23 protein-coding genes and 2 tRNA genes are annotated in these 26,309 nt (G+C 61.9%); 17 read left to right on the plus strand and 8 right to left on the minus strand.

Annotation, left to right across the window (positions count from 1 at the left end; genetic code table 11):
* Positions 1-45 precede the first annotated feature (45 nt).
* Positions 46-999, minus strand: a complete 954-nt coding sequence (locus tag IPV69_RS23810) for a transporter (RefSeq protein WP_206292227.1) — start codon at positions 997-999, stop codon at positions 46-48.
* A 255-nt stretch (positions 1,000-1,254) separates the two neighbouring features.
* Here IPV69_RS23810 and IPV69_RS23815 point away from each other — a divergent pair.
* The 11 genes from IPV69_RS23815 (at position 1,255) to IPV69_RS23865 (ending at position 8,333) form a co-directional block, all read left to right on the plus strand.
* A tRNA-Thr gene (locus tag IPV69_RS23815) sits at positions 1,255-1,326 on the plus strand.
* A 117-nt stretch (positions 1,327-1,443) separates the two neighbouring features.
* Positions 1,444-2,640 (plus strand): elongation factor Tu, encoded by a 1,197-nt coding sequence (tuf, locus tag IPV69_RS23820; protein WP_206292228.1) that lies wholly within the window; start codon positions 1,444-1,446, stop codon positions 2,638-2,640.
* Positions 2,641-2,738: 98 nt separating this feature from the next.
* Positions 2,739-2,903, plus strand: a complete 165-nt coding sequence (gene rpmG / locus IPV69_RS23825) for a 50S ribosomal protein L33 (RefSeq protein ID WP_206292229.1) — start codon at positions 2,739-2,741, stop codon at positions 2,901-2,903.
* 104 nt (positions 2,904-3,007) lie between these two features.
* Positions 3,008-3,080, plus strand: a tRNA-Trp gene (locus IPV69_RS23830).
* Between the two features lie 271 nt (positions 3,081-3,351).
* The gene (gene secE / locus IPV69_RS23835; protein ID WP_206292230.1) at positions 3,352-4,083 is read left to right on the plus strand and encodes a preprotein translocase subunit SecE; all 732 of its coding nucleotides are present in this window, start codon (positions 3,352-3,354) and stop codon (positions 4,081-4,083) included.
* Positions 4,084-4,174: 91 nt separating this feature from the next.
* A complete protein-coding gene (gene nusG, locus IPV69_RS23840) occupies positions 4,175-4,717 on the plus strand; it encodes a transcription termination/antitermination protein NusG (RefSeq protein ID WP_206292231.1) in 543 nt (180 codons plus the stop codon).
* A 197-nt stretch (positions 4,718-4,914) separates the two neighbouring features.
* Complete coding sequence (gene rplK / locus IPV69_RS23845; protein WP_206292232.1) at positions 4,915-5,343, plus strand: 50S ribosomal protein L11; 429 nt, start codon at positions 4,915-4,917, stop codon at positions 5,341-5,343.
* A gap of 155 nt (positions 5,344-5,498) precedes the next feature.
* Positions 5,499-6,194 (plus strand): 50S ribosomal protein L1, encoded by a 696-nt coding sequence (gene rplA, locus IPV69_RS23850; RefSeq protein WP_206292233.1) that lies wholly within the window; start codon positions 5,499-5,501, stop codon positions 6,192-6,194.
* A gap of 90 nt (positions 6,195-6,284) precedes the next feature.
* The gene (gene rplJ / locus IPV69_RS23855) at positions 6,285-6,899 is read left to right on the plus strand and encodes a 50S ribosomal protein L10 (RefSeq protein ID WP_206292234.1); all 615 of its coding nucleotides are present in this window, start codon (positions 6,285-6,287) and stop codon (positions 6,897-6,899) included.
* A 224-nt stretch (positions 6,900-7,123) separates the two neighbouring features.
* Positions 7,124-7,519, plus strand: coding sequence for a 50S ribosomal protein L7/L12 (gene rplL, locus IPV69_RS23860; protein WP_206292235.1), 396 nt, complete (start codon positions 7,124-7,126; stop codon positions 7,517-7,519).
* A 589-nt stretch (positions 7,520-8,108) separates the two neighbouring features.
* Positions 8,109-8,333: a hypothetical protein gene (locus IPV69_RS23865; protein ID WP_206292236.1), complete on the plus strand. Its 225-nt coding sequence runs from the start codon at positions 8,109-8,111 to the stop codon at positions 8,331-8,333.
* A 94-nt stretch (positions 8,334-8,427) separates the two neighbouring features.
* Here IPV69_RS23865 and IPV69_RS23870 read toward each other — a convergent pair whose 3' ends face one another.
* Together IPV69_RS23870 and IPV69_RS23875 are read right to left on the minus strand one after the other, a co-directional pair.
* Positions 8,428-9,639 carry a sialidase family protein gene (locus IPV69_RS23870; protein ID WP_206292237.1) on the minus strand — a complete coding sequence of 404 codons (1,212 nt, stop codon included), beginning with the start codon at positions 9,637-9,639 and terminating at the stop codon, positions 8,428-8,430.
* A 92-nt stretch (positions 9,640-9,731) separates the two neighbouring features.
* Positions 9,732-10,121, minus strand: a complete 390-nt coding sequence (locus IPV69_RS23875) for an ArsR/SmtB family transcription factor (RefSeq protein WP_206292238.1) — start codon at positions 10,119-10,121, stop codon at positions 9,732-9,734.
* Between the two features lie 152 nt (positions 10,122-10,273).
* Here IPV69_RS23875 and IPV69_RS23880 point away from each other — a divergent pair, with 152 nt between their 5' ends.
* Together IPV69_RS23880 and IPV69_RS23885 are read left to right on the plus strand one after the other, a co-directional pair.
* Positions 10,274-10,642: a carboxymuconolactone decarboxylase family protein gene (locus tag IPV69_RS23880; RefSeq protein ID WP_206292239.1), complete on the plus strand. Its 369-nt coding sequence runs from the start codon at positions 10,274-10,276 to the stop codon at positions 10,640-10,642.
* Between the two features lie 56 nt (positions 10,643-10,698).
* A complete protein-coding gene (locus tag IPV69_RS23885) occupies positions 10,699-11,229 on the plus strand; it encodes a rhodanese-like domain-containing protein (RefSeq protein ID WP_206292240.1) in 531 nt (176 codons plus the stop codon).
* Between the two features lie 77 nt (positions 11,230-11,306).
* Here the strand turns inward: IPV69_RS23885 and IPV69_RS23890 are convergent, their stop codons facing one another.
* The 5 genes from IPV69_RS23890 to IPV69_RS23910 all read right to left on the minus strand — a co-directional run bounded on the left by IPV69_RS23890 (position 11,307) and on the right by IPV69_RS23910 (position 16,243).
* A complete protein-coding gene (locus IPV69_RS23890) occupies positions 11,307-12,107 on the minus strand; it encodes a prepilin-type N-terminal cleavage/methylation domain-containing protein (RefSeq protein WP_206295665.1) in 801 nt (266 codons plus the stop codon).
* A 111-nt stretch (positions 12,108-12,218) separates the two neighbouring features.
* Positions 12,219-13,286 (minus strand): zinc-binding dehydrogenase, encoded by a 1,068-nt coding sequence (locus IPV69_RS23895; RefSeq protein ID WP_206292241.1) that lies wholly within the window; start codon positions 13,284-13,286, stop codon positions 12,219-12,221.
* 89 nt (positions 13,287-13,375) lie between these two features.
* On the minus strand, positions 13,376-14,407 hold the full coding sequence (gene phnE, locus IPV69_RS23900; RefSeq protein WP_206292242.1) for a phosphonate ABC transporter, permease protein PhnE: 1,032 nt from the start codon (positions 14,405-14,407) through the stop codon (positions 13,376-13,378).
* Positions 14,404-15,240, minus strand: a complete 837-nt coding sequence (locus IPV69_RS23905) for a phosphonate ABC transporter ATP-binding protein (protein ID WP_206292243.1) — start codon at positions 15,238-15,240, stop codon at positions 14,404-14,406. Before IPV69_RS23905 ends, phnE begins: the two co-directional genes overlap by 4 nt.
* Positions 15,241-15,298: 58 nt before the next feature.
* Complete coding sequence (locus IPV69_RS23910) at positions 15,299-16,243, minus strand: phosphate/phosphite/phosphonate ABC transporter substrate-binding protein (protein ID WP_206292244.1); 945 nt, start codon at positions 16,241-16,243, stop codon at positions 15,299-15,301.
* A gap of 276 nt (positions 16,244-16,519) precedes the next feature.
* Here IPV69_RS23910 and IPV69_RS23915 point away from each other — a divergent pair, with 276 nt between their 5' ends.
* The 4 genes from IPV69_RS23915 to rpoC all read left to right on the plus strand — a co-directional run bounded on the left by IPV69_RS23915 (position 16,520) and on the right by rpoC (position 26,213).
* Complete coding sequence (locus IPV69_RS23915; protein ID WP_206292245.1) at positions 16,520-17,089, plus strand: phosphonate degradation HD-domain oxygenase; 570 nt, start codon at positions 16,520-16,522, stop codon at positions 17,087-17,089.
* Positions 17,090-17,726: 637 nt separating this feature from the next.
* Positions 17,727-21,536, plus strand: coding sequence for a DNA-directed RNA polymerase subunit beta (gene rpoB / locus IPV69_RS23920; RefSeq protein WP_206292246.1), 3,810 nt, complete (start codon positions 17,727-17,729; stop codon positions 21,534-21,536).
* A gap of 8 nt (positions 21,537-21,544) precedes the next feature.
* A complete protein-coding gene (locus tag IPV69_RS23925) occupies positions 21,545-21,763 on the plus strand; it encodes a hypothetical protein (RefSeq protein WP_206292247.1) in 219 nt (72 codons plus the stop codon).
* Positions 21,756-26,213 carry a DNA-directed RNA polymerase subunit beta' gene (gene rpoC / locus IPV69_RS23930; RefSeq protein ID WP_206292248.1) on the plus strand — a complete coding sequence of 1,486 codons (4,458 nt, stop codon included), beginning with the start codon at positions 21,756-21,758 and terminating at the stop codon, positions 26,211-26,213. The genes IPV69_RS23925 and rpoC overlap by 8 nt, the downstream gene beginning before the upstream one ends.
* Positions 26,214-26,309: the final 96 nt, after the last annotated feature.

Consider the following 26,309-nt stretch of genomic DNA (forward strand, 5'->3'; position numbering starts at 1 on the left):
CAGGGCGTAATCAATTCTTCAGACAGCTCTGACACGTGTCGTCGATTAGATCGAAAGTTCCAGCGTCGCCGCCAGCTTAAAACGCGTCTCGACCTGTTCTCCGTTGAGTTCCTGGATCACGGGGAAGCTGGGAGCGACCGTAAACGCCAGGTTCTCATTGACTCGGACACGCACACCCGGAGTGAGATAGACCGTCCAGCCGCCGCTGTTGTCGTTCTTCGCGCCGTCGGCCTCATCTTTCCCGAGCCAAACTGCATTGACCTCGCCGAAAACACTGACGTTCGGGAACTGCTTCACCGAATCGGTCAGCCGGTACGCGACCGCCACGCCCAGGTCGAGCCGGTCGCCGACCTCGAAGCTGTCGTGCTCGGTTCGCAGGGTGTAAAGGCCGCTGGCGTCGATGGTCACGTGGGAGGTCAGGTAGCGTGAATAAGCGACCCCGAACTGATAAGCCCAGGCACCCGTGCCCGGCTGGCTCGAAGGCTCGAGCACTTCGCCGTTATCGAGCGCGACGTCGTCTCGCCCGGTCGGTGCAATCACACCACCGACGACCGATAAATTGCCCGGCTGCCCGCTCAGCAGGCGGTACTTGAGGTTAAACTGAAGGTCTGTCAGACCTTCGGGATCGGCGATGCCGGACTCGACATCGCCGCCGTCGGCCTCGGCATCGATGAAGCCGTTGCCCTTGTAGTATCCGATGCTTGCGTTGATCTGCAGGTCGTCGGTCAGGCCGTAGGAGGCACCGCCGGTGGTCAGATGACTTTCGGAAATGGAATCAAACCCACCGGCTTTCAGTGCCCGGCGTTCGGCGCCGGCCCGGCTGATGTCCTGAAAGTTGGTGTAATCGTGGCGAAGTGAGAAATCCCACTTCCCTTGCGCGAGCGTTTCACCGGAAATGGTCGCGCTCCCACCGCCGGAGGTGCCCGGGCCATGGTTGGCATGGGCGGTGAGGGGGCAAAGGGCCAAAAGGCACAGGGCGAGCCAGTTGCGAGTTTTCATGAAGGTGGTTGGTTTTGGGGAAATCTTTTCCGCGGCAACAGGCGTTGTTCCTATACGCAGGGCGATAAAATGGCAACCATTGGGACCCCTCAACGGTCGTGCGGAAAGGGCCCACTCCAACGTTCCCGGAAATTGGATGCTCGCGCTTCGTTGACAACCCCATTGTGTGACTTATACTTTCCGCCCTTCTACGCCCCCGGTGCGCCATCCCTATCGATGGTGTTTACGGGTCGGTGTGCGGAGGATTTCGAACTCGCTGCCATAGCTCAGTGGTAGAGCGCCACCTTGGTAAGGTGGAGGTCCTGGGTTCAAGCCCCAGTGGCAGCTTTGTTATTGCCGGTTGCCGATTTGCGATTGCCGATTGTTGAGGCGCGCGGTCGAGCCACTGAAAAGATGCAATCGGCGATGGGCAACCGGAAAATCGGCAATCTTTAGGAGACAGCAATGGCCAAGGGCGTATTCGAACGTAAAAAGCCGCACGTGAACGTCGGCACCATCGGTCACATCGACCACGGCAAGACCACCCTGACGGCCGCCCTGGCGGCGCGCTCGCAGGCCAAGTACGGCACGACTGCCAAGTCGTATAAGGACATCGCCAAGGGCGGTATCGACCGCGACTCGACGAAGACCGTCACCATCGCCGCCGCCCACGTGGAATACGAGTCGGAAACCCGGCACTATGCCCACGTCGACTGCCCGGGCCACGCCGACTACATCAAGAACATGATCACCGGTGCCGCCCAGATGGACGGCGCGATCCTGGTCGTGTCCGCCGCTGACGGCCCCATGCCCCAGACCCGCGAGCACATCCTGCTCGCCCGTCAGGTCGGCGTGCCCAAGATCGTCGTGTTCCTCAACAAGATCGACCTCGTCGACGACGCCGAGCTCCTCGAGCTCGTCGAGATGGAAGTCCGCGAACTGCTGAGCAAGTACGGCTTCCCCGGCGATGACACCCCCATCGTCAAGGGCAGCAGCAAGCCCGCCCTGGACAACCCGTCCGACGACAAGGCGACCGCCTGCATCGACGCGCTGGTCAAGGCCCTGGACGAGTACGTTCCCATCCCGGAACGTGAAATCGACAAGCCCTTCCTGATGCCCGTCGAAGACGTGTTCTCGATCAAGGGTCGTGGCACCGTCGCCACCGGCCGTATCGAACGCGGCAAGGCCAAGGTCGGCGATCCGGCGGAAATCGTCGGTTTCGTCCCGAACAAGGTCACCACGATCACCGGCATCGAGCAGTTCCAGAAGACCCTCGACGAAGGTATCGCCGGCGACAACGTCGGTGTCCTGCTGCGTGGCGTTGAAAAGGACGATATTCAACGTGGCCAGGTCATCTGCGCCCCCAAGAGCATCACGCCGCACAAGAAGTTCACCGGCGAAGTGTACATCCTGACCAAGGACGAAGGTGGTCGTCACACCCCGTTCTTCAGCGGTTACCGCCCGCAGTTCTACTTCCGCACCACCGACGTGACCGGTGCGGCCAAGCTGCTCGGTGGCGCCGAAATGTGCATGCCCGGCGACAACGTCTCCATCGAAGTCGAGCTCCAGAGCCCGATCGCTATGGAAGAAAAGCTTCGCTTCGCGATCCGTGAAGGCGGCAAGACCGTCGGCTCGGGCGTCGTGGTGAAAATCCTGGAGTAAATTAAGCAGTACGCGGTAGGCAGTAGGCAGACAAAGCGGCGGCAGGTTTCTACTGCGTACCGTTTGCCTGCCTACTGCCTGCTTTTCGAGGAACTACAATGGCTAAGATGAACCGCGAGATGGTGTGGCTTCAGTGCACCGAAACGGGTGACCTGAACTATCGCACCGAGATTAAGGTGTCGGGTGGCGTGCAGAAGATCGAGGTCAAGAAGTACTCGGCCCGCCTCCGCAAGCACACGCTCCACAAAGTGAAGCGCAAGTGATCTGTCAGTAGGCAGTACGCAGAAGGCAGTAAGGCAGAAAAGACAAGACGATCAATCGACTTCTCTTTCCTGCGTACTGCTTACTGCCTTCTGCCTACTGCGTTACGCCGGTAGCTCAATTGGCAGAGCAGCCGTCTCCAAAGCGGCAGGTTGCAGGTTCGATTCCTGCCCGGCGTGCTCGAGGACAACCTGGAAACGGGTGAATGAGGGAGCCATGAGGCTCCTCTGCGGGTTTTGCCCGGTCTCCGGCCGATGAGTTGTGAAGCCGCTTTCTGTTGCGGGGCGTCGCCTGACCGGCGTCGCCCCGTTGGCCAGACGGACCACACCGCGGGTCGAGCTGCTTGAGCTGGTTGATGAGTTCCGGTCGCCAGCAGTCGCCCGGCAATGCCCGTCTTACGAGGCCACCGACGACCGCGAGGCGTCGTGATCGGTTCCCGGATGGAGAGGTATGGCATCTGTGATGAAGGACAACGAGGACGACACCGACGCCACCGAGGGGCCGGACGAATCTGCCCAGAGTTCCAAGGGAAAGAAGCCCGAGAAGGACGACGTCCGCGCACTCGATGTGGCCCGTGAGAAGTCGCCCCGCACCGGCTCTTACTTCGCGATCTACAAGAAGGGCCAGGGCTACTGGACCCGCATGGGAACGCTCCTGGGCGTTCTCATCGTGGGCCTGATGCTCTGTTACACCCTGTATGCCGAAATTCCCCGGTTCTTCGCCGCCCAGTCGTCCGCGGAAGTGAAGCTCGACGACGAGATTCGCAAGCTGCAGGGCGAACTGACAACGCTGGAATTGTCCGGTGACGCCAAGCCGACAGACATCAAGGCGCGGCAGGAAGTCATCGCCAACAAGCAGACGAGCCTGGTCGAGACGCGAAACAGCCGAACCCAGCTCGGAACGCGTTGGGCGATCGGCATCGCGGTCGGCTTCGGAGTGATCTTCTTTGGTATCGCGATTCGGCTGATGAACAAGCCGGACAATGTCGATTTCCTCATCGCGACCGACAGCGAGATGAAGAAGGTGAACTGGACCAGCCGCAAGGAGCTCGTTGGCTCCTCGAAGGTGGTCATCCTGTTCATGTTCTTTATCGCGGCTTACCTGTTTTTGAACGACCTGTTTTTCGGCTGGCTGATGTGGGTGATCGACGTTCTGAAGTTCCCACCGCCGCCGTTCAAGTAGGGTCCGCCTCGGTGGACGCGATCTGAGCGGTTTATCTGAACGTAACGGTCTTGGCGTCCGCCAAGGCGGACCCTACGGAATGGTTTGAGTCATGCAATTCTTCGTCCTGCGAGTCGCGAGCAACAAGGAAGACCGCGTTCGAGAAGCCCTCGAACGCAAGGTCAAGATCGAAGGGCTCGAAACCCACGTGGGCCGAATCCTCGTCCCCGTCGAACGCCACATGACCCACAAGGCCGGCGTTCGCAAGGAAAGCGAACGCAAGCTCTATCCGGGCTACGTCTTCGTCGAACTGCAACTCGACAAGGAAGGCCGCATCCCCGAGAAGGTCTGGTTCACGATCAAGGAAACTGAAGGTGTCGGCGACTTCATCGGCTCCAATGGCAAGCCGAGCCCGATGAGCCCCAAGGACGAAGAGCGGATGATCCAGGAGGCCGAGAAGAAGGACGAAGTCGTCACCCCGGCCGACGCGTTCAAGAAGGGCGACAAGGTCAAGGTCACCAACGGCGCGTTCCAGAACTTCGAAGGCGAAGTCGACGAGGTCATTCCGGACAAGGGCATGATTCGTATCGTCACCAACATCTTTAACCGCCCGACGCCGCTGGAGTTGGAATACTGGCAGATCGAGAAGTTGTAGGAGGAGGGCGCGAAGTAGGAAGGCACAAAGGCATTGAGGCACGAAGGCACGTAGGCTTCGACTTTCAACCCCTTCGTGCCTGTGTGCCTCAATGCCTTCGTGCCTTTTTTCGAGCCGCCTTGCCATTCCCGACCATTTTGTTATATTCCCCGCCCCTTTTGTCGGATTGAAAGCCTTAGAAAGCCGAGCCCAGAGCCATGGCCAAGAAAGAAATCACCAGCGTCTTCAAGATTCAGGCCCCCGGCGGCACCGCGACCCCCGCGCCGCCGATCGGACCGGCTCTCGGTGCCAACGGCGTGAACCCCGGCCAGTTCATCCAGCAGTTCAACGCCGCGACCGCCGCCCTCAAGGGTAAGGTCGTCGGCTGCGTGATCACGGTCTACAAGGACCGTACGTTCACGTTCGAAGTCAAGAGCCCGCCGGCCAGCGTCATCCTCAAGGATTACGTCAAGGCCGAGAAGGGCTCGGGCGAGCCGAACAAGAACAAGATCGGCAAGATCACCATGGCCGAGTGCATCAAGCTCGCCAAGGAAAAGGGCAAGGACCTCAACTGCTTCGACGAAGCCGCCGCCGGCAAGATCCTCGCGGGCACCGCCCGTTCGATGGGCATCACGGTCGAAGGATAAGCAAGTAGTGTCCGCCTTGGCGGACGCATACGGCACGATCAACGAAATACCTGTTGCGTCCGCCATCGCGGAACCTGCAGAAATACGAGGGCGCACCACGGCCCGTAACAGTGGGAGCTTCGACGGAGCTTTGTCCGTCCCAGGAGCGAAAGCACATGGCAGTCGTAGTAGAGCGCCGCTCAAAGCGCTACAAGGAAGCCGCCACGAAGAAAGTCACGGCCCCCGTTTCGGTGGACCAGGCGATCGACGTGCTCAAGTCCTTCAAGCCCACCAAGTTCGACCAGTCGGTCGAGCTCATCTTCAATCTCGGTATCGATCCCAAGCACGCCGACCAGATCGTCCGCGGCTCTGTCTCGCTGCCCCACGGCATCGGCAAGAGCAAGCGGGTCGTCGCGTTCTGCCCGGAACACCTGAAGGTCGCCGCTTTGAACGCCGGCGCCATCAAGGCCGGCGGTCAGGAATTGGTCGCCGAGATCGAGAAGGAAAACTTCACCGATTTCGACGTCGCGATCGCCACCCCGGACATGATGCGGTTCGTCGGTCGTCTCGGTAAGGTGCTCGGCCCCAAGGGCCTGATGCCCTCGCCCAAGGCCGGCACCGTCACCGCCGACGTCGGCACCGCCGTCCGCGAATACGCGGCCGGCAAGGTCGAGTTCCGCAACGACACCGGCGGCAACGTCCACACGGTGGTCGGCAAGGTGAGCTTCGAGAAGGGTCAACTCGCCGAAAACATCAACGCGATGATCGCCCAGGTCCGCAAGCTCAAGCCGCAGACCAGCAAGGGCGCTTACGTGCGTAAGGTGGTCGTTAAGAGCACCATGAGCCCCGCGGTTGAACTGGTGATTTCGTAGTTTTGTCATTTGCCACTTGTAACTGGTCACTCGCCAAACACGAGTGACAAGGGACAAATGACCAGTGACCAATGACAAAGGACTATTCCCATGAGCAAGTACGTCAAGAACCTCATCACCAAAGACCTGACCAAGCGTTTCGACGGCGTTGAAGCCGTCGGCGTCATCAACCCGCGCGGCCTCGACGCGACCAAGAACAACGCGCTCCGCCGCAAGATGCGCGAGAACGGTCTCCGCGTCACGGTCGTCAAGAACAGCCTAGCCAAGCGGGCCGTCGAGGGATCGAAGCTGACCGGCTTCGACAAGCTTCTCGAAGGCCCCAGCGCCATCATCTACGGCAAGGAAACCAGCATCTCGACGCTGGCCCGCCTGCTGCTCGATGAGAAGAAGGCCAACGAGAAGATCGAACTCCGCGGTATCTTCTTCGACGGCGAAGTCTACACCGGCGATGCCGGTGTGAAGACCGTCAGCACGATGCCGACTCGCGAAGAAGCGATCTCGAACGTCCTGTCGGCACTGCTCGGACCAGGCAAGAAGCTCGCCGCCGCCCTCAAGGGCCCCGGTGGCACGCTCGGTGCCGTGCTCAAGACGATCGAGACCAAGGCCAAGGAACGCGGCGATTCGCCCGACGGCGACGCGGCTCCGGCCGCGGCGGCTCCGACGGCTGACGCTGCTCCGGCAGCCGATGCTCCGGCGGCGTCGTAAGCAACGAGCGCTGCCGTTGGGGCCGCCTTGGCGGACGCGACGACTCAGCACTCAGCACTTTTAACTCAATACTTTGATTTGGTCCGCTCAGGCGGACCCTACATTCCGCTCCGCAGTCATCGACTGTCCCTTGCGGGTTAAACCGTCTCAGTGTGAGGCGGGCTCTTGAAGTCGCGGAATACGGATCGACACGTAGGACCACGAAACGGTCCGGAAAGATTCCCATGGCAGACGTAGCAGAAGACATCAAGGCTCTCGGAGAAAAGCTCGCCGGTCTCACCCTCAAGCAGGCCGTCGAACTCGCGGCCTACCTGAAGGAAGCCCACGGCATCGAAGCCGCCGCTGGCGGCGCGGTGGTGATGGCAGGCGGCGGTGGCGCGGCGGCCCCGGCGGCGAAGGAAGAAGAGAAGACCTCTTTCGACGTCGTCCTCAAGTCGGCCGGCGACAAGAAGATCCAGGTCATCAAGGTCGTTCGCGAAGCGACCGGCCTGGGCCTGAAGGAAGCCAAGGACCTCGTCGAAGGCGCTCCCAAGGTCGTCAAGGAAGCCCTCCCCAAGGCCGACGCCGAAGCCCTCAAGAAGAAGCTCGAAGAGCAGGGCGGCACCGTCGAGCTCAAGTAAGCTCGAACGCCGACTTCGCGATTCGCGTGAAGAACCCAAAGCGACCCGTCCGATTCGGACGGGTCGCTTCTTTTTTTGGCTCCACAAGGAGAACCGCGGATTGCGCCGATTCTACGGATGGCCTTGGCTGCCGACCGGATGTTTCACCACGGAGTTCATTGTGAGACCTGCGGGCTGTCACGGAGTTGATGAAAAGTGTCGCCGGCACGAACAGGCCCGAAGGGCCCAAATGCTATATCCCAAGGCAACGCCCTGAGCGTCGTGGCGTTCAACATTCGTTCGACTTGCAGGTTGCGCCGATCACATTCGGGCAGCTTCCTGGTGAATTCTCCGTGTTCTCGGTGTCCTCCGTGGTGAGCCGGCATTTTCCGGTTTACCGCGAAGCGTGATTGAAATCCTCCAGCGTCGCGTCTTGTGCCAACGACGGCTGTTGCGATCAGGTCGCTAATGCAACTGACCGGCAACTACGAATCGACGTTCACATATCTGTCCGGCAGCGGTAACTTTTAGTAGCCGGGGGCGGGATCGACAGCCGACTCGCCCAGGAACCGGTCAATCGTTTCACTACCCCTTTTAAGGTGAGGGTTCCATGAAGCTCGGACGTATCGCATTGGCGTTGGCAATGGCTTTCGCGGTTGGCTCTTTCGCGGGTGCCGAAGAGAAGAAGCCGGCTGAAAAGCCCAAGTACACGGAAGGCTCCTGCTGTGACAAGGCTTCCAAGGCCGGCAAGGAATGCAAGCATCCCTGCTGCGTCGAAGCCGCCAAGAAGAGCGAAGTCTGCACCAAGTGCAACAAGCCGGCCGAGAAGAAGTAACCCTTCTTCCTCGTCTCGCGCCAACCAGAACCGCCCCGATGACTGTCAAGGCCATCGGGGCGGTTCCGTTTCCGGGCAGTACCGGCAGGTAGCTTCAGGGCGCCTTCTTCTTTTCGGGCTTGCTGACCAGCACTCGCTCGGCGGCACCGGGCGATTCGAACCGCCGCGATTCGACGTCCTTCTCTGAAAACCGTGCGATGAGGATCTCGCCGTCGGTCGCGCGGTTGCGGTCGTAGACGATCCAGATCAAGCCGTCCGGTGACTGGAAGCCGTCGGGATAGGACACCGCCGACCGCTCGTCGAGCATCAGTCCGCCTTCCCAGGTCTTGCCGTCGTCCTTCGATAGAAATGCCGACAAGTGAGACCGCTGCTTCAACGCCTCGTCGATACCGCCATTCTTGACCAGCAGGAGATTGCCCGATGCCAGTCGGCGGAGGAAGAACCGCGCGCTGAGGTTGCGTATTCCGGAAGGCCTGGGTTCCTGCCAGGTGCGCCCGGCATCGACCGAGAAGGATTCGGCGATGTGGCCGGCGCTCGTGCGGGCGAGCATCCAGAGCCTGCCGTCTTTCAGTTCGACGATCATGTGTTCGTCGAACGCGGTGTTGGGAAAGCGAGCGCCGCCGCGGCGCGTCCAGGTTTTGCCCTGGTCGGTCGAGGCAAAGACGTTGGCCATGCGGAACTCGTCCAGTTCCTTGAACGCCGTTTCACGCTCGGGCTTGTTGATGCGGTCGCGTGTCCAGAGCGAGATGGGCATGAGCCATTCGCCGCTCTTGAGCACGGTCGGCTTGTTGAGGGTGCATCCATGCCAGATGCGGCGGGGGGCCGACCAGGTCGGTTCATCGGCGTCCGGGTTGTCACAGGTGATTGCCCAGGCACCGGCACGGCCGTCGAAGTAGCCGACCGACTGATCGAAAAAGAGCCAGAGCCTGCCCGTCGGACCGGTCCAGAAGTTTCCGACGAGCGTTCGACGGCGCGGGATACCCGGCGGATCGGAAGGGTCGATCACGAGCCGGGGCTTCGACCAGGTCTTTGCGCCGTCGTCGCTGCTGGCGGCAACGAAAAAGCCGTGGTCGTTGTCGCCGCCGGCGACCCAGCAAGCCCAGACGCGCCCCTTGGGCGTGCGGTCCATGCCGATCACCATGCCGTAGTCGCGCCCCTGCGCGTCATACTCGGGGCCCGGCTTCGTGACAATGACCGGCGTTTCCAACCCCCAGTCGATGTTCTGCGTCGCCGCCGCCGGCTCAGCCGCATGAACTGACGCACCGATGATGACGACAAACATTCCCGTGAGCAGTCGCTGGAGCATGGCCCCGAATCTACCACGGCAGCAGCCCCGGCAGTATCGGTGCGCGGCGGATCGCAAGTCGGATCAGAATCGAAGACCGCGATGGAACTTTCTCATGAACCCAGTGCGTCGGCTCTTTGCCTGGCCTGCTCGGCGACGCCGTTGCAAACCAGGGCACAAAGGTCGAAGACCAGCGGCATGGCGATGTGGTAGATGACGCGATTGCCATCCTGGCTGCGGCCGACGATGCCCGCGGTGGCCAGCACGCCGAGTTGCTTGGAGGCGTTCGCCTGCTTGATGCCGAGGGCTTCGACGATCTGTCCCACATTTGCCGGTCCGCGCTGAAGCATCTGCAGAATGCGCAGCCGGGTCGGCTCGGCCAGTACGCCAAAGAGTTCGGCAACGGCCGCCAGCTGCGAATGCCCCAGCGGTTTGTGCGCGGCGGCGGATTTGGCACGACGCGGGTTCGGTTGGGTGTCAGACGTCTGCGGTTTCGCGGCCATGGATTTGATCTTCCTTTGATTTGACTATATCACCAATTAGCAATATAGTCAATCAGTTGATTGATTCCACCGAGCAAATCGGGTGCGACCCATGCGGGGCACCATCCCGATAAGTCCGCCGCGAAGAATCGATCCAGGCCTACAGGAGAGCCATGAACACCAATGCACAGAGCTATTATGAGAACAACGCCCGCGCCACCCGCCCCGTCCGCGAAGCGATGCCGGAGCTGATCAAGGGTTTCGGCGGTCTGCATCAGGCCGCGATGAAGCCCGGCGCCTTGTCCACCGCCCAGAAGGAACTGATCGCGCTGGCGATCGGCCTGGCGGTTCGGTGCGAAAACTGCATCTACTCCCACGTGCAGGCGGCGCTGAAGCACGGCGCGACACGCGAGCAGATTCTGGAGGCCGCCGGCGTGGCCGTCATGATGCAGGGAGGGCCCACTTATACTTACCTGGCGCGGGTGACCGAGGCGCTCGACGCCCTCAACCCGCAGCCCGCCGCCGAAGGCAGTGCAGCCTGAGACAGTGCTCGCGGTTGTCGTTGATATCGAGCCCTACAAATGAACAGGAGACTGTCATGAACATCCCGACGATTCAGCCCGAGCTGGCCTTTCGCGCCTGCGAAGAAGATGCATCGATCCAACTGCTGGATGTCCGCACGCCAGCCGAGTTCGAACAGTTGCACGCCCGCGGTGCCAGGACGCTTCCGCTGGATCGGCTCGACGACGTTGCGGTGCGGGGAGTGATGGGGACGGCGGGGGAGAAGCCCGTCTACGTCATCTGCAAATCCGGGGCGCGCGCGGCCAAGGCGGCCGAGGCGTTCATCAAGGCCGGGTGCAAGAATGTTTCGAGCATTGCCGGCGGAACGGAGGGGTGGCAACGGTCGGGACTTCCCGTCGTGAAGGGCGTCCGCCGAGCCATCAGCCTGGAGCGGCAAGTCCGGATCGGTGCCGGGGCATTGGTGGTCTTGGGCGTGTTGCTTGGGGTGCTGGTGCATCCCGCGCTACTGGGCCTGAGCGCGTTCGTCGGTGCCGGGCTCGTCTTTGCCGGCATCACCGACTGGTGCGGTATGGGCCTTCTACTGGCGAAGATGCCGTGGAACCGGTAATCGCCTTCCAGGGATTCACCGCTAGTAGTGCACGCGCAAAGCCAGTGCAGGGGGGACGAACGCAATAGCCCCCGCGCTCACCAGCCCTTGCCGGTGTAGAGACGTTCTTCGGAAAGTTCGTCGCGACCGAGGCGTTCGACGTGGCTGTCGCCGAAGAGCACGTTCGCCCGCTTGTTATGACGCAGGTATTCGAGGGAGCGGTCGGGGTCGACCCACTGGTACCAGTCGTTGAAGGTGTCGCCGTTGCCGTCGGTCACGCTCTCGTAGCCGTCGTTGGCGAAGATCGTCTTGGACGAGTGCCGCATTCTGGCAAGGTTACGGCCTTCCCAGGTGTTGTTTTTGCGGTGGAACAGCGCGATCTCGTCCTTGTCGCCGAAGGTCGAAAGCCTAAACGCGTCGGTGCCGCGCTTGCCACCGTTGTTGCCGCCGTAGCAGTTCTGGGCGTACGAGGTGTAAATCGATCCCTGGGCGAAGGTAAGTCCGTCGCCGTTTTCGCCGTCGGTGGCATCAGGGCAGTTGAAGAGCACCTTGGGAAGATTGCCAACAGTCGCGTAAAGAACGCCCCAGTAGGCATTTGTGTGGTTCGGATCGATCATCCGCGACATGTTGAGCGGATCCTGCCAGTTCGTCGAGTTCCGCCACTGGCCGATGAAGCCCTTGTTCTGGGTCATGTAGAGCTGCACGGCAACGCCGATCTGCTGCAACTGCGAAGCGCATTTGATCGCCCGTCCCTCAGCACGAGCCCGATTGAGCGATGGCAGCAGGATGCCAATGAGAACGGCGATAATCCCGATCACAACCAATAACTCCACCAGCGTGAAGCCCCGGGCCTTGGAACGAACGGCGGAATACGGAGGAGCGATCCTTGCTTGGTTCATTATCCGCCCATTGTCCGTCCGAAGTGTTAACGCTGTCGCACCTGCTCCTTTAACGTTGCGTGAACGTTACGCGAGGGTTTCCCGCACTTTCCCCCTTCGGCGTGCGGTGGCTTACGGGATGACGGCGACGCGCGCGGCCGAACCCTTCTCACTCTCGCTCACCCATGAATCGACATCCGACAATGGAATCCGTCGCCCGATCAAATCCTTGAACAGCGCCGACGCGTCGCTCCCGGCAAAGAACGACAAAGCAGCCGCGAGATCCTGTGCCGTGTAGTTGTGGATCCCCCGAATGGTGATCAGTCGGCGGACGATCGACTGCGCATCAATTGGTAGAGGGTCGTCGGGGTACACCGCGCCGACGAGAATCGCCCGCCCGCCGAGGTCCAGCCTGCTGATGGCGGCGGTCGTCAGTGCCGAGTTCCCGGTGCATTCGATGAGGATGTCGAACTGACCCTGGGGCACCTCGGTCGATCCGAGCGACGCGCCCAACCGCCGGGCGTCGTTCAAGCGGCCTACGTTCAGATCGACGACGGTCGTCGATGCGGGTGACTGCAAACCTGCCGCGGCACAGGCCAGAAGCCCGAGCATCCCCGCCCCGGTGACCAGCAATCGCTTCCCCTTGAGCTCGCCCGCAGCGGCCAGTGCATTCATGACGGTCGCGCCAGCGCAGGTGGCGGTCGAGGCCAGTTCGTCGGGCACGCCGGTGGGAACACGCACGACAGCCGTCCCCGGCACCAAATGACAATGGGTCGCCAGTCCGCCACTCAGCGGTGCTGTGTGTTGATGTCCGGGCACCACGTCGTTCAGGGCCTGATGTCCGTACTTCCAGGCGAACCTGCATTTCTGCGGCATTCCCGCGACGCAACGGTCGCACCGACCGCAGGACGCGACAACCGCCCAGACAATACGGTCGCCGATGGCGAGCGGCTCGCCGTTGAGATCGACCGGCGGCTCATCGGAGCCCAGACCTTCAACGACGCCGACGATCTCGTGGCCGAGTATCGTCGGCAAGGGCGTCTGTCGTTTACCCGTCCACGAATGAACATCGCTACCGCAGATCGTGCAGCAGCTCACGCGAACCAGCGCTTCGCCGGATACAAGTCGCGGAAGGGCGACGGACTGAAGGACCGGATGAGTCCCAGGAACTGAGAAAACAGCGGCTTGGGCGGATGTCATGGTGGCTGCCTGGGCGTTGCGGTGCTTTGATCCGAATGCCAGCGAACTGGCGTAAGTCAGGAATGGGCCGGAGGTGCAGGCATTGCACGTCACATCAACCGTTTCCGAATGCGCTGGGTCAGAAACTCCAACGTGAGTACCGTCGCGAAGACCACCAGCAGAATCGTGGTCACGTGACCAAAGTTGGACATGTCCCAGCGGCCCTTCAATTCCATGCCGATTCCACCGGCCCCGACGATGCCTAGCACAGATGCCGACCGGACGTTCCGCTCCAGGATGTACTGTACGTAGGCTACGTACTGCGGAAGAACCTGCGGTAGCACCGACATCCGAAGCACCTTCAGCCCGCCGGCCCCGGTGCTGCGGAGTGCCTCCTGGGGTCCGGCATCGGCGTTCTCGATATCGTCGGCGAAGAACTTCCCGAGAAAGCCGAAGCTATGGATGCCCAGCGCCAGCACACCCGCAATCGGGCCGAACCCGTACAGCAGAACAAAGAACATCGCGATGATGAGTTCCGGCATGCTGCGACTGAAACTGCACATGCCCCGGGCAGCGGTGTAAACGACAGGATGCGGCGAATAGCCGCGAGCACCGAGCACGCCGAGCGGGGCGGCGATCAGGACGGCGAGCAGGGTGCCCCAAAGGCCCATCTCGATCGTCTTGAGCATCAGCAGGCAGACGCGTGTCAGGTATCCCAGCGGCTCGATCAGGTACTGCCTTACGCCGGCCTCGACGTACTTTCCGGTGGCGACGTCGTATTCTCGCACCGGTTCGGAGATCAGATAGCTGTTTGGCGGCAGGTGCGCGGGGTCGAAGCCGTCGATCCGTGAGACTTCCGTCTTTTCCGCGAGCACCAGCGGCAACGCCGCACTCCAGAACAGTCTCCAGCCGCGCGAAACACCATCCTCCTGGCCGATACCGGCGATATGAACAGCACCTTCGGCGGTCATGACCGCCGCCCGATCCAATTCCGTCCGCCGGGCCGAGAATGCAAGCAACAGCGCCACCAGCGCGGCGAGCAGGAACCACCGCTTGGAGATTCCCGGGCGCAGATTCCAATCGCCAGGCTTGGGCCGGAGATCGTCGGGCGGGCTTGTGGTCGGCAGTGAGACAGTGCTCATGGGATCGCCATCTGCGGCGTAAGGGCCGACGAGCGGGGATTGTTACCGCCGGTCTCATCGGATGAGGGTGCGGGCGGTGGCGAGGCCAGCAGTTCGCCGCCATAGATCGAGTCGACGCCCAACGCGGCCAACACTTCGGGGGGACCGTCGAACACCACCTTCCCGTTCTTCATCGCGACGATGCGATCTGCAAACTTGATCGCCAGGTCGACCTGGTGGAGCGAGCAAAGGACCGTCGTACCGCGAGACCGGGTGCTGTGCCGCAGCAGCTCGAGAATCGAAGACGACGTTTGCGGGTCGAGGCTCGCCACCGGCTCGTCGGCAAGAAGTACCGGCGGGTCGAGCATCAGCGCCCGCGCGATCGCGACCCGCTGCTGCTGGCCGCCGGACAGTTTCGAAGCCTTTCGATAAAGATGCTCTTCGCCGAGCCCGACTTCCGCGAGCAGAACGCAGGCCTTGCGGCGGAGGTCGCGAGGGAACAGCCGCAAGAGCGTTCTCGGCAACGAAACCTCCGGCAGTGCGCCGGCCAGTACGTTGTCCATCACCGTGAGCCGGGCGACGAGGTTGAACTGCTGGTGAACCATGCCCACGCGTCGCCGCACGTCGCGAAGGGTTCGGGGCGAGACGGTCGTGTCGCCGACGCGTACTTCACCGACATCGACTCCGGCCTGCAGTTCGGTCAGGCCGTTGACCGCGCGAAGCAGCGTCGATTTGCCGGCCCCGCTGGATCCGAGGATGACGCAAAACTGACCGGGCGGAACGCTCAGCGACACGTTGTCGATCGCCCTCGTCCCGCCGGGAAATGTCTTGGTGATGTTCCTGAACGTAACCATGGAGGATGAAACAGACGACGGCGGATCGACTCGGCAAGCTGCGACGCACACCTGCCGACTACTGTCCGGCCTTCTTGAGAATCTCGCCCTTGAGCGCGTCGGTCACGGCGGCGAGTTTTGCCATCGCGGCGTCAAACTCGGATTCGGGATAGTCGGCGTTGTAGCGATCGACCTTCTTGCCGCCGTAACCGCGGATCATCTCGGGCTTGACACTCGGCTGCTTGTGGATGCCGTTAAAGCCGTCGCGAAGCTTGGTCTTCAGTTCCGGCGGCAGCTTTCGGTGCATGGCAAGCGGGGGGTAGGGAATCGGCTCGCTCTTGGCCAGCAGGCGCACTTTGGTCGGGTCAATCTGCTTGTCGGTGACGGCCTTCTCGAAGCTGTTGAAGGCGCACCCGGCGGCGTCGGTCTTGCCGGCCGACAGCGCGGCCAGGGCATTGGCATGACTGCCGGTGATGTAAACCTTTCCGAGGTCCTTCACCGGATCGACACCGGCGGCGATCAGCATCGCGATCGGGTAGTAGAAGCTGCTGGTCGAATTGACGTCTCCCAGCGCGACGGACTTGCCCTTCAGGTCGCCGAGGACTTTTGCCGTCGAATCGGCCGGCACGAAGATCCCGGAGAAGTAGACCGATTCCCCTTTCTCAACCGCGACGGCAAGCAGTTCCGCCGCACCGGCTTGTCGGGCCCGGTGGTAGGTAACCGGGCCGAAGAACGCGACGTCAACCCGTTCGTTGGTCATGCCCTGTACGACCGCGTCGTAGGACGCTGCGACCTTGAGATCGAACTTCAGTCCGGTCGAGGCAGAGACCGCGTTAAACACGGGCTGGAAGTCGGCGATCGTGCCTTGCTCGGTGCCGCCATCGGCCGGCACCAGCACCACACGAAGAGGCCGCTCGGCGGAGCCGTCATTCAGTCCGGCCGCGTCGGCACGCTGGGTTGTCGGGGCATCTTTCCGCCCCGACTGAGAGTCACAACCGACCGCCAGCGCAAGAGCGGAAGCCACAACGAGAGACCAGAAGCGAAGCGCGGAAACCGCCATGATAATTGCCTCAAGTGGAGCACAGGGAGTAGACGGACCGCCGCCGGGCCAACGCCCGAGTTGCCCGGTCAACAATCCGTCGGCGAACTGTGCGGGAAGAAGACTCTCCCGATGCAAGGGCTGCATTAAGCTGGCAATCGGACCTCATTAAGAGCCCGGCGGTCGAGCGCACGTCCTTGGAATGCAAGGTTTCACTAAGAGGGTTGCGGGGAGCACATTCGAGGACTAGCGTCCCGCGGTATGACACCGACAGACGTGGTGAATGAGATCTTCGAGACGTTCAGGGAACGGGGGCACCGCCATTACGGCGAAAACGTGACCGAACAGCAGCACGCCCTGCAGTGCGCGACCTTCGCGCAGGCCGCCGGCGAGCCCAACCATGTGGTCGCGGCCTGCGTGTTACACGACTACGGCCACCTCGTGCACGACCTCGGCGAGGACGTCGCCGGTCACGGCATCGATGCCCACCACGAAGACCTCGGTGCCCACGTGCTGTCCGAATGGTTTCCCGCCAAGGTGGTCGACCCGGTCCGGCTCCATGTCGCCGCCAAGCGATACCTCTGCTGGAAGGAGCCTGCCTATCTCGCCGGTCTTTCCGCCGCCTCGTATCAGAGCCTGATGTTGCAGGGCGGCCCGATGAACGACGCCGAGGCTAGCGCGTTCGAATCACACCCTCATTACCAGTCGGCAGTTCAACTGCGGCGTTACGACGACATGGGCAAGAGACCCGAGATGGCGACCCCGGGCCTGGAGTCGTTTCGACCGCTCTTGGAGAGCCTGGTCGTGACGAATGTGAGGCCAGGGTTATGAGGAGAAGCGGTTGATGTTCTGTCGCGGCAAGGATTTCTGCTTGACACGGTAAAGAGAACGACTACCATCTCCCGGTTCAGTTGGCGGACGCGCAATTACAACTACGTCAGTAACGAGACAGAACACCGCCCGGGAATCGGGCAGGGGTGTCCTGTCGTTCTTTGTTGCGCCACGGCCGATAAGTTCCTGATTTCCGCTCTAGGGCGGCGATTGCGGACCTTCGGCACCGGAAACTGAGTTTTCGAATGTGCGACGTGCATTCGATCGACGCGTGCAACCGCGTCGCCCTGATCGAACGGCGAACCTTCGGGCCGTCGTTCGGTTGTCAGGGCGAAGCGTGTGGTGTATCGGCCGGGGGCCGACTGCCGCTCGCATGGGCCCGTTACGCAAAGAAGCGCCAATCCGTTGCCGGCCGGATGGGATGCGAAAAAGCGTAGCGCGGCTGGTCTCGGCCTCTCTGATTGGAACATCCCGCGAGGAGCGGGAATTCTTGAATTTTGTGTCCTGGTAACCAAGTGAATGGGTAGCGCGGTCGCGTTCTGAACGCCAGGCGACAACCGCAACGCCCCTCCACCCAGCCACCTCGACACATTCAAGCTTTGATGCTCCTCGTCATTGTTCGCACAAAGGAAGACTGATGCGAATCGAGCAAGAGGTGCGTACGCCACGCGACTACTCCAAGCGCGGCGACGCTCTACCCATCCCTGATCTGGTCCGGGTTCAACGCGAAAGCTACGTCCGTTTCCTGCAAAAGGAAGTGGCCGCTGACAAGCGAAAGAACGAAGGACTCGAAGCCCTTCTCCGCGAAGTGTTCCCCATCGAAAGCTACGATGGCAACCTCCGCCTGGAGTACGTCAGCTTCGACCTTTCCGAAGCCCGCTACACCATGGACGAATGCCGCGCCCTGCGGCTCACCTACGGCATGCCGTTCCGCATCCAGGTGCGCTTCGTCCGCAAGGACCGGGCCGACGTCCAGGACGAGTCGATCTACCTCGGCGAAATCCCGATCATGATCGGTGGCGGCGAGTTCATCATCAACGGCGCCGAGCGCTGCATCGTGAACCAGCTCCACCGCTCGCCGGGTGTCGACTTCCTGATCGAAGTCCAGGAAGGCGATCGCCCGCTCCACGGTTTCCGCATCATCCCGGAACGTGGAAGCTGGATCGAATGCTCGGTGACGAAGAAGGACGCACTGGCGATCCGCATCGACCAGAGCAGCAAGATCCCCGCGACCACCTTCCTGCGGGCGCTGGACAAGAAATACAGCACCACCGAAGCGATCATCAAGGAGTTCTACACGATCGAATCGGTCAAGATCGCGAACCTCCTGCCGACGCACTACGCGGCCTCGCCCATCATCGACGGCGAGACCGGCGAAGAGCTGCTCCGTCCCGGCCAGCAGGTCGGCGAAGCGCTCGCCAAGATCCAGACCTCCGGCCTGAAGAACATCGAAGTCGTCACCAAGGTGACCGACCCGCTCGTCCTCAACACCCTGGCCGAAGACAACTCGACCAGCCATGAAGACGCGCTGATGCGCATCTACGCCCGGCTGCGTCCCGGCAACCCGCCGCAGCTCGAGAAGGCCAACACGCTCTTCACCGAAAAGTTCTTCGACGAAAACCGTTACCGCCTCGGACGCGTCGGCCGCTTCCGCATCAACCGGAAGTTCGAGCAGAACGTCGCTGAAACAGTGATGACGCTCCGCTCGGAAGACCTCGTCGGCAGCCTGAAGTACATGTTCAAGCTGCGGTCGGGCGAAGGGTACACGGACGATATCGATCACCTGGGCAACCGCCGTCTGCGCACGATCGACGAACTGGCCGCCGAAGAACTCCGCAAGGGCTTCCTGAAACTCAAGCGCACCGTCCAGGAGCGCATGAGCCTGAAGGACCCCAACGAGCTCGGCAAGATCAGCGAGCTGGTCAACAGCAAGTCGATCTCGTCGTCGATCGACTTCTTCTTCGGCCGCGGCGAACTGTCGCAGGTCGTCGACCAGACCAACCCGCTGTCGCAGCTCACCCACGAGCGTCGGCTGTCGGCCCTTGGACCTGGCGGTCTGAACCGCAAGCGCGCCGGCTTCGAAGTGCGTGACGTGCACATTTCGCACTACGGCCGCATCTGCCCGATCGAGACGCCGGAAGGCACCAACATCGGTCTGATCGCGTCGCTGTCGATCTATGCCGACCTCGACGAGTACGGCTTCCTCATCACGCCTTACCGCGTGGTGACCGACGGCAAGGTCAACGGCAAGCACAAGATGCTGCGTGCCGACGAAGAGATGAAGGCGATCCTGGCCCCGCCGGACGTCGTCGTCGACAAGGAAGGCAGCCTGCGCAAAGGCATGGTGCTCGCCCGCGTGGAAGGCGACCTTGCGACCGTGCTCAGCAAGGAAGTGCAGTACATCGACATCAGCCCGCGCCAGACGGTTTCCGTCTCGGCGGCGCTGATCCCGTTCCTCGAACACGACGACGCCAACCGCGCGTTGATGGGTTCGAACATGCAGCGGCAGGCCGTTCCCCTGCTGCGGACCGACCCCCCGGTGGTCGGCACCGGCATGGAACGCCCCGTGGCGCAGAACAGCGGCATGGTCGTCCGGGCCGAGCGCGCCGGCGTCGTGACGTATGTCGATGCGATGCGCATCCTGATCGACAATGCCGACGAATACGAACTCCGCAAGTTCCACGGCCTCAATGAACGCACCTGCCTGAACCAGAAGCCCATCGTCAAGAAGGGCCAGCGGGTCAAGAAGGGGCAGATCATCGCTGACGGCCCGGCCGTCGATCAGGGCGAACTGGCGTTGGGTCGCAACGTGCTCGTCGCGTTCATGACCTTCGACGGCTACAACTTCGAAGACGCCATCGTCATCAGCGAACGGCTCGTGAAGGAAGACATCTTCACCTCGATTCACATCGAGGAGTACGACGTCGAAATCCGCGAGACCAAGCTCGGCCGCGAAGAGTTCACCCGCGACATCCCCAACGTGTCCGAACGCGCACTGGCCAACCTCGACGAGGCGGGCATCGTGCAGATCGGCACCCGCGTCGGCCCCGGCGACATCCTCGTCGGCAAGATCGCTCCGAAGTCCAAGAGCGAACTGACCCCCGAAGAGAAACTGCTCCACGCCATCTTCGGCCGCGCCGGCGAAGACGTGAAGAACGACTCGCTCGAAATGCCGGCCGGTGAGGAAGGCGTCGTCATCGGCGCCCAGCGCTTCAGCCGTCGCATGCACATGAGCGAAGAGCAGAAGAAGGCGCTCAAGAAGGAAATCGACGCCTACGAAAAGGAGATGAACAAGCGGGCGATCGTCATCTTCAAGCAGATGGTGACGGAGATCAACGAAGTGACCGGGCAGATCATGCAGGACCCGGCCACCAAGCAGAAGGTCGCCCAGAGCGAAGTCGTTGACGTCGTCATGGAACAGATCGAATCGGTCCTCGGCAACGAGGACAAGTTCCAGGCCGGCTGGATCAAGGGCACCAAGGAGTCCAAGGAGCAGGCGATCAACACCTTCTCCCGCTTCTGGCCACGCGTCGTCGCGGTTCTTAAAGAACGCGACCGCCGCATGGAGCACATGAAGCGCGGCGACGAGCTGCCGTCGGGCGTGCTCGAAATGGTCAAGATCTACGTCGCGACCAAGCGCGCCCTGAGCGTCGGCGACAAGATGGCCGGCCGTCACGGTAACAAGGGTGTTATCGCCCGCATCGTGCCGGAAGAGAACATGCCGTTCCTAGAAGACGGCAATCCGGTCGACATCCTGCTCAACCCGCTGGGCGTGCCCAGCCGTATGAACGTCGGGCAGATCCTGGAAACCCACCTGGGCTGGGCCATGAAGGTCCTCGGCCAGCAGGCGGTCACGCCGGTCTTCGACGGCGCCGCCGAAGAAGAGATCCACAAGGCGGTCGAAGAGGCCAACAAGGCCGTCCGCGATCGCCGCAAGGATCGCAAGGCGACGCACCAGACGCTCGGCGATCGTCAGTTCGACGTGGAGATGCCGTGGGGCGGAAAGATTCAGCTCTACGACGGCCGCACCGGCGAGCCGTTCGAGCAGAAGACGACCGTCGGCTATCTGTACATGCTGAAGCTGCATCACCTGGTCGACGACAAGATCCACGCCCGCGCGACGGGCCCGTACTCGCTGATCACGCAGCAGCCCCTCGGCGGCAAGGCCCGCACCGGCGGCCAGCGGTTCGGTGAGATGGAAGTGTGGGGTCTGGAAGCTTATGGCGCGTCCTACGTCCTTCAGGAACTCCTGACGGTCAAGTCGGACGACGTCGAAGGCCGGACTAAGATTTACGAGTCGATGGTCAAGGGCACCAACACGCTCGAAGCCGGCACGCCGGTTTCGTTCGACGTGCTCTGTAACGAAATCCGCGGTCTCGGGTTGAACATTCAGCTCGAGAAGAAGAAGGGCCTTGGACCTGTAGAAGAGGACAAGGACCTGATGTGAGAACGTGAATGACGACGACTGCCAGCGGCCCTTATTTTGAGCACATCCTTTGGTTTTTCCTTCCTTGGGTGTGCCTCATAGGGGCCTTGGTAGTGGGCACGGTGATTGTCTCGGCAGCCGTCTCTAAACGTTCTCGTCGGAACAACGACATTCGCGGATTTGAAGTGAAACCAATCACGGACAAGCAAGTCCGTGCTGACACGAAAGAAGAAGACGATCATGGCTGAAAGCGTCTACGATCGCATTAACGACTACGGCTCGGTCAAGATCCAGCTCGCCAGCCCGAACGACATCCGTTCGTGGTCCTTCGGCGAAGTGAAGAAGCCCGAGACCATCAACTACCGCACCTACCGCGCGGAAAAGGACGGCCTTTTCTGCGAGCGCATCTTCGGTCCCGAACGGGACTGGGAATGCTCCTGCGGCAAGTACAAGGGCACGAAGTACAAGGGCATCATCTGTGACCGCTGCGGCGTGAAGGTGACGCACTCGCGCGTCCGCCGTAAGCGCATGGGCCATATCAATCTGGCCGCCCCCATCGTGCACATCTGGTTCTTCAAAGCCCTCCCCAGCCGCCTGGGCGCGCTGCTGGACATGAAGACCAGCGACCTCGAAAAGGTCATCTACTTCCAGGACTACGTCGTCACCGACCCCGGTGAATCGCCGTTGAAGAAGAAGCAGATCCTGACCGAAGACGAGTACCGCGCCGCGTACGAGAAGTACCAGCACCGCTTCCAGGCCGAGATGGGCGCTGAAGCGGTCAAGAAGCTGCTCGGTATGCAGAACCTCGACGCCGAGCAGGCCAAGGTTCGCGCCGACATCGAAAAGACCAACAGCAAGCAGAAGATCAAGGACCTGACCAAGCGTCTCAAGATGATCGAAGCCATCCGTGGCTCCGAGAACAAGAGCGAGTGGATGGTCATGGACGTCATTCCGGTCATCCCGCCGGACCTGCGTCCGCTGGTTCTGCTCGAAAGCGGCAACTTCGCGACGAGCGATCTGAACGACCTGTACCGCCGCATCATCAACCGCAACAACCGGCTCAAGAAGCTGGTCGACCTTAACGCGCCTGAAGTCATCATTCGCAACGAAAAGCGCATGCTGCAGCAGGCCGTCGATGCGCTGTTCGACAACGGCCGTTGCCGTCGTCCGGTGCTCGGCTCGTCCAACCGCCCGCTCAAGTCGCTGACCGACATGATCAAGGGCAAGCAGGGTCGCTTCCGCGAAAACCTGCTCGGCAAGCGCGTCGACTACTCGGCCCGTTCGGTCATCGTGGTCGGCCCGGAGCTGAAGCTCCACCAGTGCGGCCTTCCCAAGAAGATCGCGCTGGAGCTCTACCAGCCGTTCATCATCCGCAAGCTCAAGGAGCACGGACTTGCCGACACGATCAAGTCGGCCAAGAAGATGCTCGAGCGGCGTGACCCCGAAGTCTGGGACATCCTTGAAGAAGTGATTTACCAGCACCCGGTCATGCTGAACCGGGCACCCACGCTGCATCGTATGGGCATCCAGGCGTTCGAGCCGGTGCTCGTCGAAGGCAACGCCATCAAGATCCACCCGCTGGTCTGCAAAGGCTTCAACGCCGACTTCGATGGCGACCAGATGGCCGTCCACCTGCCGCTGTCGATCGAAGCGCAGATCGAAACGCACGTGCTGATGCTGGCGCCGAACAACATCTTCTCGCCCGCCAACGGCAGCCCGATCATCTCGCCGTCGCAGGATATCGTGCTCGGTATCTACTACATCACGGCCGAGCGTGATTTCGACAAGGGCGAGTTCTCCCTTTTCAACAGCCCGCAGGAAGCGATGCTGGCCAAGGAACTGGGCAAGATCAACATGCATACGCGGATCTTCGTCCGCCTGAACAACCGCAAGTCGGTCGTAGCGTCGGAAAAGGCGTCGCCGGTGTCGATCATCGACGAAGCATGGAAGGCGCTGGAAGTCGAGCGCAAGCGTCGCGACGTGAACTACGTCGCCAAGCCCAAGCCCGCCCACTTCAAGAGCAACGTCATCCTGACGACGGTCGGCCGCTGCATCTTCAACGACGTGCTGCCGGCGGACATGCCGTTCTACAACGTCGCCCTGACCAGCGCCGGCCAGAGCCGCGTCATCGCCGACTGCTACGAGCGTCTCGGCCGTCCGGCGACCATTTCGCTGCTGGACAACATGAAGGCCCTGGGCTTCAAGCGCAGCACGCTCGCCGCGCTGTCGTTCGGCATCACCGACATCCGTACGCCAGACTCGAAGCAGACGATTCTGGACGAAGGCCAGAAGAAGGCCGACAAGATCGAAAAGAACTTCCGCATGGGCGCCATCACCGATCAGGAGCGGTACGCCCAGCTCATCGACCTGTGGGGCCACGCCCGCAAGCAGGTCACCGACGACCTCATGGATGCGCTCGCCAACGACTACCGCGATGACAGCGGCAAGCCGATGGGCAAGGAAGAGGCGATGAAGGCCCACCGGCCCAAGTACCTCAACCCCATCAACATGATGGCAACGAGCAAGGCCCGAGGCTCGGTCGACCAGATGCGTCAGCTCGGCGGCATGCGCGGCCTGATGGCCAAGCCGTCCGGCGAAATCATCGAAACCCCGATCAAGTCTAACTTCCGCGAAGGCCTGTCGGTGCTCGAGTACTTCTCGTCCACCCACGGCGCGCGTAAGGGCCTGGCCGATACCGCACTCAAGACCGCCGACTCGGGTTACCTTACCCGTAAGCTCGCCGACGTCGGCCAGAACGTCATCATCAACCAGATCGATTGCGAAACGCTCAACGGCATCACCAAGACCACCATCTATAAGGGTGAAACGGTCGAAGTGGAGCTGAAGGAGCTGATCGTCGGCCGTACCGCCCGGGATACCATCCGCAACCCGATCACCGACGAGACGATCGTCTCGGAAAACCAGCTGATCACCGGCGAAATCGCCGACAAGATCAAGGACCTCAAGCTCGACAGCATCCGCGTCCGCTCGCCGCTGACCTGCGAAGCGACCCGCGGCGTCTGCGCCCGCTGCTACGGCGTGGACATGAGCACCAACCAGCTCGTCGAAGAAGGCCTGGCGGTCGGCATCATCGCCGCTCAGTCCATCGGCGAACCGGGCACTCAGCTCACCATGCGTACGTTCCACACCGGTGGTGCGGCCCAGTCGAGCTACATCGAGAACGACATCAAGACGACCAACGGCGGTATCGTCTCTCACCGCGATATCGCGGCCGTCCCCGTGAAGGACGACGAAACCGGAGCCATCCGCAACGTCGCTCTGAAGCGTAACGGCGAAATCGTGGTGCTCGACGCCAAGGGCCGGGAACTCGAGAAGTTCAAGGTCCCCTACGGCGCAACTGTCATCGCCAAGGACGGCGAAAAGGTCAAAGCCCGCGACCAGCTCGTGGTGTGGGATCCGCACATCACGCCCATCCTGGCCGAGAAGGGCGGTATCGTCCGCTACGAAGACATCGAAGAAGGCGAAACCGCCCGGCTGGAAGAAGAGCGTAAGGGCTCGACCAGCACCGGTGCCGCCAAGCTCGTCGTCATCGAGCACAAGGGCGAACGCCACCCGCGTATCACCATCGAAGGCGCAGACGGCAAGATCCTCGACTTCCATTACCTGCCCGCAAAGGCGCGTATCGAAGTCACCAACGGCCAGAAGATCGAGGCCGGTCACCTCCTCGCCCGCCAGCCGAAGGAATCGGCCGGCACGATGGACATCACCGGCGGTCTGCCGCGTGTCACGGAAATCTTCGAGGCTCGCAAGCCGAAGGACCCCGCCGTGCTCGCCGAGATCTCCGGCGTGGTCGAACTCCGCGACGACAAGCGCCGCGGCAAGGTCACCATCAACGTCAAGAACGAGTCCGGCATGGAAAAGGAGCACCACGTCCCCAAGGACAAGGAACTCCAGGTCCACGCCGGCGACTACGTCGAAGCCGGCGACCCGCTCATCCGCGGGCCGATCATTCCGCACGACATTCTTCGCATCAAGGGCGAAGAGTCGCTGCACGTCTACCTGCTGACCGAAGTCCAGAACGTGTACCGTTCGCAGGGCGTGAAGATCAATGACAAGCACATTGAAATCACGCTCAACCAGATGCTCCGCAAGGTGAAGGTAGACGATCCGGGTGACACCAAGATGCTGCCCGGCGAAGTGGTCGACAAGTTCAAGTTCCGTCAGGCCAACGACATGGTCGCCCAGAGCGTCCGCGTCGTCGAACCCGGCGGCACCGACTTCAAGGAAGGCGACGTCGTCACCAAGGCCGAGTTCAAGGACGCCAACGAAGGCGCCGAAGCCAACGGCAAGGAACCGGCCAAGGCCAAGAAGCCCCGTCCGGCCCGCGGCAAGACACTCCTGCTGGGTATCACCAAGGCGTCGCTGCAGAGCGAGTCGTTCATCTCTGCCGCGTCGTTCCAGGAAACCACCAAGGTGCTCACCGAGGCGGCTCTCGCCGGCGCGGTGGACAGCCTGCTGGGCCTGAAGGAGAACGTCATTCTCGGCCACCTGATCCCGGCCGGTACGGCGTTCAACCCGCACCTGAACCTGAAGCTCATCCACCTGGCCGAGCCGCCGGAGATGCCCGAGCCCGAGCCCACCCCGACCGCGACCACAGGCAGCTTCAGCGCCGCCGGCCTGCCCCGCAGCCCGCGCGACATGATGATGTCCAACCCCGCGTTCAGGCCGCAAGGCTGATCGATCGCTCCGCGAACTGACGCCTGACAACCCATCGCCCCGGAGTGCTGATCGCACTCCGGGGCTTTTCGTTGCGCCGTTTCACACCCGCGCGAA

Origin of the sequence: Humisphaera borealis (genome assembly GCF_015169395.1) — a bacterium.
GTDB lineage: Bacteria > Planctomycetota > Phycisphaerae > Tepidisphaerales > Tepidisphaeraceae > Humisphaera > Humisphaera borealis.

What these genes read in the sequence shown, in the direction of transcription:
- IPV69_RS23870 (WP_206292237.1), bottom strand. Translation starts at nt 9,639, where the DNA reads ATGCTCCAGCGACTGCTCACGGGAATGTTTGTCGTCATCATCGGTGCG.
- IPV69_RS23905 (WP_206292243.1), bottom strand. Translation starts at nt 15,240, where the DNA reads ATGGTTACGTTCAGGAACATCACCAAGACATTTCCCGGCGGGACGAGG.
- rpmG (WP_206292229.1), top strand. Translation starts at nt 2,739, where the DNA reads ATGGCTAAGATGAACCGCGAGATGGTGTGGCTTCAGTGCACCGAAACG.
- IPV69_RS23880 (WP_206292239.1), top strand. Translation starts at nt 10,274, where the DNA reads ATGAACACCAATGCACAGAGCTATTATGAGAACAACGCCCGCGCCACC.
- IPV69_RS23915 (WP_206292245.1), top strand. Translation starts at nt 16,520, where the DNA reads ATGACACCGACAGACGTGGTGAATGAGATCTTCGAGACGTTCAGGGAA.
- rplK (WP_206292232.1), top strand. Translation starts at nt 4,915, where the DNA reads ATGGCCAAGAAAGAAATCACCAGCGTCTTCAAGATTCAGGCCCCCGGC.
- rplA (WP_206292233.1), top strand. Translation starts at nt 5,499, where the DNA reads ATGGCAGTCGTAGTAGAGCGCCGCTCAAAGCGCTACAAGGAAGCCGCC.
- tuf (WP_206292228.1), top strand. Translation starts at nt 1,444, where the DNA reads ATGGCCAAGGGCGTATTCGAACGTAAAAAGCCGCACGTGAACGTCGGC.
- rplJ (WP_206292234.1), top strand. Translation starts at nt 6,285, where the DNA reads ATGAGCAAGTACGTCAAGAACCTCATCACCAAAGACCTGACCAAGCGT.
- IPV69_RS23925 (WP_206292247.1), top strand. Translation starts at nt 21,545, where the DNA reads ATGACGACGACTGCCAGCGGCCCTTATTTTGAGCACATCCTTTGGTTT.
- secE (WP_206292230.1), top strand. Translation starts at nt 3,352, where the DNA reads ATGGCATCTGTGATGAAGGACAACGAGGACGACACCGACGCCACCGAG.
- IPV69_RS23895 (WP_206292241.1), bottom strand. Translation starts at nt 13,286, where the DNA reads ATGACATCCGCCCAAGCCGCTGTTTTCTCAGTTCCTGGGACTCATCCG.
- phnE (WP_206292242.1), bottom strand. Translation starts at nt 14,407, where the DNA reads ATGAGCACTGTCTCACTGCCGACCACAAGCCCGCCCGACGATCTCCGG.
- rpoC (WP_206292248.1), top strand. Translation starts at nt 21,756, where the DNA reads ATGGCTGAAAGCGTCTACGATCGCATTAACGACTACGGCTCGGTCAAG.
- IPV69_RS23890 (WP_206295665.1), bottom strand. Translation starts at nt 12,107, where the DNA reads ATGAACCAAGCAAGGATCGCTCCTCCGTATTCCGCCGTTCGTTCCAAG.
- rpoB (WP_206292246.1), top strand. Translation starts at nt 17,727, where the DNA reads ATGCGAATCGAGCAAGAGGTGCGTACGCCACGCGACTACTCCAAGCGC.
- IPV69_RS23885 (WP_206292240.1), top strand. Translation starts at nt 10,699, where the DNA reads ATGAACATCCCGACGATTCAGCCCGAGCTGGCCTTTCGCGCCTGCGAA.
- IPV69_RS23875 (WP_206292238.1), bottom strand. Translation starts at nt 10,121, where the DNA reads ATGGCCGCGAAACCGCAGACGTCTGACACCCAACCGAACCCGCGTCGT.
- IPV69_RS23865 (WP_206292236.1), top strand. Translation starts at nt 8,109, where the DNA reads ATGAAGCTCGGACGTATCGCATTGGCGTTGGCAATGGCTTTCGCGGTT.
- rplL (WP_206292235.1), top strand. Translation starts at nt 7,124, where the DNA reads ATGGCAGACGTAGCAGAAGACATCAAGGCTCTCGGAGAAAAGCTCGCC.
- IPV69_RS23810 (WP_206292227.1), bottom strand. Translation starts at nt 999, where the DNA reads ATGAAAACTCGCAACTGGCTCGCCCTGTGCCTTTTGGCCCTTTGCCCC.
- nusG (WP_206292231.1), top strand. Translation starts at nt 4,175, where the DNA reads ATGCAATTCTTCGTCCTGCGAGTCGCGAGCAACAAGGAAGACCGCGTT.